Source organism: Tabrizicola sp., from assembly GCF_031377265.1.
Taxonomy (GTDB): Bacteria; Pseudomonadota; Alphaproteobacteria; order Rhodobacterales; family Rhodobacteraceae; genus JAUYQR01.
This window is the reverse complement of record NZ_JANMET010000387.1, coordinates 1-5445: the sequence shown is the minus strand read 5'-3', so window position 1 is coordinate 5445 and position 5445 is coordinate 1. Positions and strand designations below refer to the sequence as shown.

The window sequence follows — 5445 nt, the reverse complement described above, 5'->3', positions numbered from 1 at the left end:
GGGGTGGGGGCAAAGGGGTTGGGGGCAATGGTAGCGTGCATGAATATTCTCCGCAGATTTGAGAAATTGAACCGGGCGTGCCTCGGTCGTTCAAACCTGGGCTTAACGTCCGGCGCGGGCCAGTGCTGCGTCTGGACCAATAGCGGTATCGAAAATGGACTGGGCGGCGTCGGGTACACCTGCAAACGAACTGCGGACCATCCAGCGGCCGAACGACGCAGCAAGATCGCGGTCGCCGATCAGGGTGATCCGGTCGCGCGCAATCTCGGCGGCGTAGGTTGACAGGCCCATCCATGCCGCGGTCATCGCCCTAAGATCGGCCGTGATGAACAGATCGACATCATGGCCGGGATCGGAGGTACAAAGGTCCACCGGCACGCCGGGTTTGGCGATCAGCCAGTAGCTTTGGCTATCCTCCGGCAGTTCCGGAAAGATGAATTGAACCACCCGTCGCCCGGTTGTCGACAGGACCGAAGTGTCGATCTTGCGCCTGATGTTCCACATCAGAAGCCGCGCATCGAGATGTTCCAGCGTCACCTCTGCGTCGATGTTGCGGTGCGCCCACTGGCCCAACGCAATCACCAATGGCTGCAATTCATCGGCGATGGCGGTAGTCTTGTAGTTTATGTCGCCTGTGGCGCGGTGCGGCGTGCGGGTGATCAGACCGCGCTGTTCCAGGTCCCTCAAGCGCTTGGACAGCAGGGTTGGCGACATCCCCGGCACGCCCCGGCGAATTTCGTTGAAGCGGACGGAGCCGGACCACATCTCGCTAAGGACAAGCAGCGTCCAGCGGGGTTCCAGCACCTCGCAGGCTTTGGCAATTGGGCAGAAATGGTTGTAGCCGTCTTGCGCCATGCCCGAACCCTTTGCGACCGAACCGTCCGCGCCAGTATCATCGGCGCGGCGTGGCGGTCAGTCCAGTCCTGAAACTGTAGTGGTCAGGTTCTGGCCGATGCGAAAAAGCCCCGCCATGCAAGCACGGCGGGGCAGGTGTGCCCGAGGCGGTCCCGGGCACAGGCGTGGGGGTTCCCTTGCGGGGAAATCAGTGGGTGGGGCTGAGATCAGCTTCCATCTCGGCGCGGATCTGTTGGCGCAGGATATCGATCGGCACCATCTTTCCGTCGCGCTTGAAATGCCAGTAGGTCCAGCCGTTGCAGGACGGCGCCTTTTCAAGGGCCGCCCCGACCTGATGGATCGAACCCTTCACATCATTGCCGATCAGCGTGCCGTCAGCACGTACCTTGGCCATGAACCGGTTGCCCAACGAGAACAGCTCTTCGCCCGGTCGCAGCATGCCACGTTCCACCACCTGCCCGAACGGCACGCGCGGCTCGGAGCGTTTGGAACCGGTGATCTCCAGCGCCGAGGCGTCAAAGCGGCGGACCCGGGCGATCCGCTCCAGCGCCACCTTGCGGTAAGCTTCCTCGCGTTCGATACCGATGAAGTCGCGGCCCAGCATCTTGGCCACAGCGCCAGTGGTGCCAGTGCCGAAGAACGGGTCAAGCACCACATCGCCGGCCTGGGTGGTGGCGACGATAATCCGGTGCAGCAGGCTTTCGGGCTTTTGCGTCGGGTGCGCCTTGTCGCCGTTTTCGTCTTTCAGGCGTTCATGGCCGGTGCAGATGGGCAAGACCCAGTCCGAGCGCATCTGGATGCCGTCGTTCAGCGCCTTCAGCGCCTCATAATTGAAGGTGTATTTGGCGGATTCGTCGCGGCTGGCCCAGATCAGCGTTTCATGCGCGTTGGTCAACCGCTTGCCCTTGAAGTTTGGCATCGGGTTGGTCTTGCGCCAGACCACGTCGTTCAGCAGCCAGAAACCCTGATCCTGCAACGCCGAACCCAGGCGGAAGATATTGTGATACGACCCGATCACCCAGATTGCGCCATTCGGTTTCAGCAACCGTTTGGCGGCGGCCAGCCATGCACGGGTAAAGCTGTCATAGGCGGCAAAACTGGCGAACTGGTCCCAGTGGTCATTGACCGCATCGACCAGAGAGTTATCGGGGCGATGCAGATCGCCCTTGAGCTGTAGGTTATAGGGCGGGTCTGCGAAAATCAGGTCAACAGACCCCGCTGGCAGGCTGTTCATGACCTCGATGCAGTCACCTGCGACAATCTCGTTAAGGGGGAGCGCCGCAGCCGGTGCCGCAGTCTTCAGGGCCGTCTTGGTTGTCATTCTCTGCCTCTATGTCGGCATCTTGGTGTGCCGATCTTCTGGCCAAGAATGAGTCAGACGCGATTCGCCGTCAAATTCTTTATTGAATCAAAGGGTTACTTAATTCTCTTGATACAATATGTTGTGGACGGGCCGGAAAGAACGCCTATGCCAAGGGGTGACACCAAGATTTAGCAGCGCGTCCAGATGCGCTTTTGTCGGGTAACCGGCGTTGTTTTCCCAGCCATAGCCGGGGTGCTGTTGCGCCAAATCCACCATGATCCGGTCGCGTGTCACTTTTGCCACAATAGACGCCGCCGCGATGGAGAGGCTGCGAGCATCGCCCTTCACTATGGCGGTGGCCCGGCAGGCCAACCCGCGCGGGATCATGTTGCCGTCGATCAAGGCATGATCTGCAGGCAGGCCAGCGATCGCGCGGGTCATCGCCAAATGGCTGGCGCGCAGGATATTGATGTCGTCGATTTCTTCGACCGAGGCATGCGCGATGGAAACCTGGGCGACCGAGACGAGCTGGTCGAACAGGCGTTCCCGGCGGGCGGCGGTCAAGGTCTTGGAATCGCGCAGGCCGGCGGGAATTCGGGTTGGGTCCAGGCGGACAGCAGCAGCAGTGACCGGCCCGGCCAGTGGACCACGGCCTACCTCGTCAACGCCCACAACGAAGGTGGCCCCACTGGTGATGGCGGCAAGTTCAAAGCTGAAGTCTGGAATGATGGCAGGCATCGTGCAGGACTATCCTGAAACCGACCGCGCAAAAAGGGGGGCGGGAGCTGCTCACCCTCCCGCCCCCAAGGCCCGCCCCTTTGGGGACGAAGACGGGGGTCAAGGGCACCCCGCGTCTGGCCCGAACCGCCTTGGCGGACCGAGTTTCAGTTTCCGGCGACGCGGAATCCGGCGTCACGCAAGCACTGGACACCGTAGATCCGATCTTTCTGGCCGTAGATCCGCGCCTCGTGCGAGCAGGCGCGCGGCAGGCGGTAATTGAAGCCCTCTTCGCGCAGGCAACTTTCGGGATAGACGGTCACGCTGCGGTCGGCGCCGTCGATCTGGATGGCGCAGACCTGCGGGACGCGGGGCTTGTGCACGGGTTGGGGAACCGGCACCGGATCTGGATGGCGCTTGGTTTCGTGGATGATCGCACCGATGACCAACGCCGCGATCAGCGCCTTGGCAAGATCATCCTTCTTGTCAGCGCGCGCCGGCAGTGCGGTGGCCAAGACCAGTGCCAGAACGGCGGCGGCCCCGGTGATGATGGTGGCAAGCGACCGTCCCTGAACGCCACTGTCGCGCGGCATGGTGCGGGCAATGCGAACGGCTTCGGTCTTGAACATCGTGGTCATGGTGGCCTCCTGGGTCCGTTGCGGTGCGGATCACCCGCTTCGCTTGCCCTGTTGCGGGGCGTGTCGGGCTTGATGGGATCAGCCTCGTCCTGACAACAAAGGTCATGCAATAACGCCCTGCGGCTATGCGATAGCACTGTGCAGCAGGGGGGCTGATATGCGATAACACCGGCCTCAAGCGCCCGTTGTTATTGAATATCAACGTGCGTGAGAGCATGTTGTCGCCAAGATCAAACTGCCTCCCACCCGGAGCCCGGACATGAAACGACTGATACTGACCGCAGCCCTTGCGCTGGCCTTTGCCGGCCCCGCTGCTGCGGAATGCTATGCCGATTACAAGGCAAAGCGCGACGAGCCGTTGAAACTGCACTACGGTGTGGCTCAAGTCTCGGACGGCAACTGCAGCAACGGCGCTGCCGAAGGCGAATTGGCGCCGCGTCTGGCCGCAGACGGCTGGACGTTGCTGAACGTTTTGTCCACATTCGGCCCGGAGGGGTTGGAGGAAAGGAAAGCGAGTGCCGGAGCCTATTTCCTCCGTTACTGACAGTCTGAAAGCGGGCAACCGCGTCGTTGCCTTCGGAATTGCCGGAATTGTGCTGATCCTGTTCGGGGCGGCACTTTTTCTGTTTCTGAACCTGCCGGACGCGAATGCGTTCAACGCCAAGGTCACCAAGATCTTTGTCGAGAATGATGACCTGCGATCAGGCGCAGAGATCAAGCTGCTGGAAATCCTTGCGCAGTCGGGCACGTCTTTTTCCGAGGTGCTGACCAGCTATCGTTCGGTGATCTTTGTGTTGCTGGTGTTTTCCACGGCCCTGATGGTGGCCGCACTGGTGTTTCTGGTGACGATCATCGCACTTAACCGACGCATCTCGGCAATCCAGCGATCCGGCATTCAGGTCGCCAGCCTGCTGATCAGCCGCGACTCGCGCGCCGTCTATATCAACGATCTGGAATTTGCGCTGACCGAAGCCGCGCTGGAAACCCTGTCGGTTCTGGCCGAAGCGCGGATGGATGACGAGGTGCTGACCGGGGCGCAGATTGAGGCGGTGATTTCGGGCCGCAACGAGGCCGATTGTGACGAGGCGGCGGGGGCGACAAGGATCAAGCGGTTGCGCGACACCCTTGGCAACCAGTTGGTCAGCGAATTGCTGGTCAAGACCGTGGCGCGGCGCGGCTATGTTCTGGCTGTGGGCAAAGATGTCATCAAGATGATGTGAGGCGCTATGACTGCGGAAAAGCTGGCGATCCAGATGGGGTTGGATATCCCTGACTTTGATGTGACAGGCTATTATGGGGCCGACTATGGCACGATGAAGCCGTTTCACCGGGTGGGGTCGTTGCTGTTTCTGTCGGGCCATGTCGCGCAGATCGGGGCGCAGGTCACGCACAAGGGGCGGTTGGGGGCGGGTCTGACGACCGATCAGGGTTATGCGGCCGCACGGCAAACCGGGTTGAACGTGCTGGGTGGCATACGCCAGGCGGTCGGGTCGCTGGACCGGGTGCGGGGGATTGTGCGCACGTTGAATTTTGTGGTGTGCGCGCCGGAGTATGAGGAGGTGCACAAGGTGTCGTCGGGGCTGTCGGACCTGCTGGTCGAGGTGTTCGGGCGGGAACGGGGCCTGGGCGGGCGGGCGACGATCGGGGTGATGGCCTTGGCGAACGGGGTGTGCTTCGAGACCTGGGCGACGGTGGAGGTGGAGTGAGGGGGCGGTCGCATTTGGACCTCAGCCGTCCTCGACCCTGACGTCCTCCGTCATCATTTGGGTGGAGATGATGCGGTGAATGGTCTGAAGGACGCGCCCCTTCAGGCCCGTCCGAACCTGCAGGACCAGCTTGTCGCTGCCCTTGTCCACCGCCTCAAGATCAGACTCGACGCGCGGAGTGTCCCGAAATGCGCGCCAGATGTCCTCGGCCAGATTGCTGAACATG

General features: G+C 61.6%; 8 protein-coding genes. 3 read left to right on the top strand and 5 right to left on the bottom strand.

The genetic code is table 11. The features are described 5' to 3' along the window. Nucleotides 1-102 precede the first annotated feature (102 nt). The 4 genes from RMO18_RS20615 to RMO18_RS20600 all read right to left on the bottom strand — a co-directional run bounded on the left by RMO18_RS20615 (nucleotide 103) and on the right by RMO18_RS20600 (nucleotide 3513). A complete protein-coding gene (locus RMO18_RS20615) occupies nucleotides 103-855 on the bottom strand; it encodes a helix-turn-helix domain-containing protein (RefSeq protein WP_309668402.1) in 753 nt (250 codons plus the stop codon). A gap of 187 nt (nucleotides 856-1042) precedes the next feature. Next, nucleotides 1043-2176, bottom strand: a complete 1134-nt coding sequence (locus tag RMO18_RS20610; protein ID WP_309668401.1) for a site-specific DNA-methyltransferase — start codon at nucleotides 2174-2176, stop codon at nucleotides 1043-1045. A gap of 99 nt (nucleotides 2177-2275) precedes the next feature. Beyond that, nucleotides 2276-2896, bottom strand: coding sequence for a ribonuclease HII (locus RMO18_RS20605; RefSeq protein WP_309668400.1), 621 nt, complete (start codon nucleotides 2894-2896; stop codon nucleotides 2276-2278). 146 nt (nucleotides 2897-3042) lie between these two features. Further along, the gene (locus tag RMO18_RS20600; RefSeq protein ID WP_309668399.1) at nucleotides 3043-3513 is read right to left on the bottom strand and encodes a hypothetical protein; all 471 of its coding nucleotides are present in this window, start codon (nucleotides 3511-3513) and stop codon (nucleotides 3043-3045) included. Between the two features lie 259 nt (nucleotides 3514-3772). Between RMO18_RS20600 and RMO18_RS20595 the strand changes: the two genes are divergently transcribed. From RMO18_RS20595 to RMO18_RS20585, 3 genes are read left to right on the top strand one after another with little or no spacing between them, the layout of a single operon-like run. Then, nucleotides 3773-4057, top strand: a complete 285-nt coding sequence (locus tag RMO18_RS20595) for a hypothetical protein (protein WP_309668398.1) — start codon at nucleotides 3773-3775, stop codon at nucleotides 4055-4057. Then, complete coding sequence (locus RMO18_RS20590; protein ID WP_309668397.1) at nucleotides 4029-4733, top strand: hypothetical protein; 705 nt, start codon at nucleotides 4029-4031, stop codon at nucleotides 4731-4733. The genes RMO18_RS20595 and RMO18_RS20590 overlap by 29 nt, the downstream gene beginning before the upstream one ends. Nucleotides 4734-4739: 6 nt before the next feature. Then, entirely contained in the window at nucleotides 4740-5219 is a 480-nt protein-coding gene (locus RMO18_RS20585; RefSeq protein ID WP_309668396.1) for a RidA family protein, read from the top strand. Between the two features lie 21 nt (nucleotides 5220-5240). Here the strand turns inward: RMO18_RS20585 and RMO18_RS20580 are convergent. Beyond that, nucleotides 5241-5445: hypothetical protein (locus tag RMO18_RS20580; protein ID WP_309668395.1), on the bottom strand; the 205-nt coding region annotated here is incomplete at its 5' end.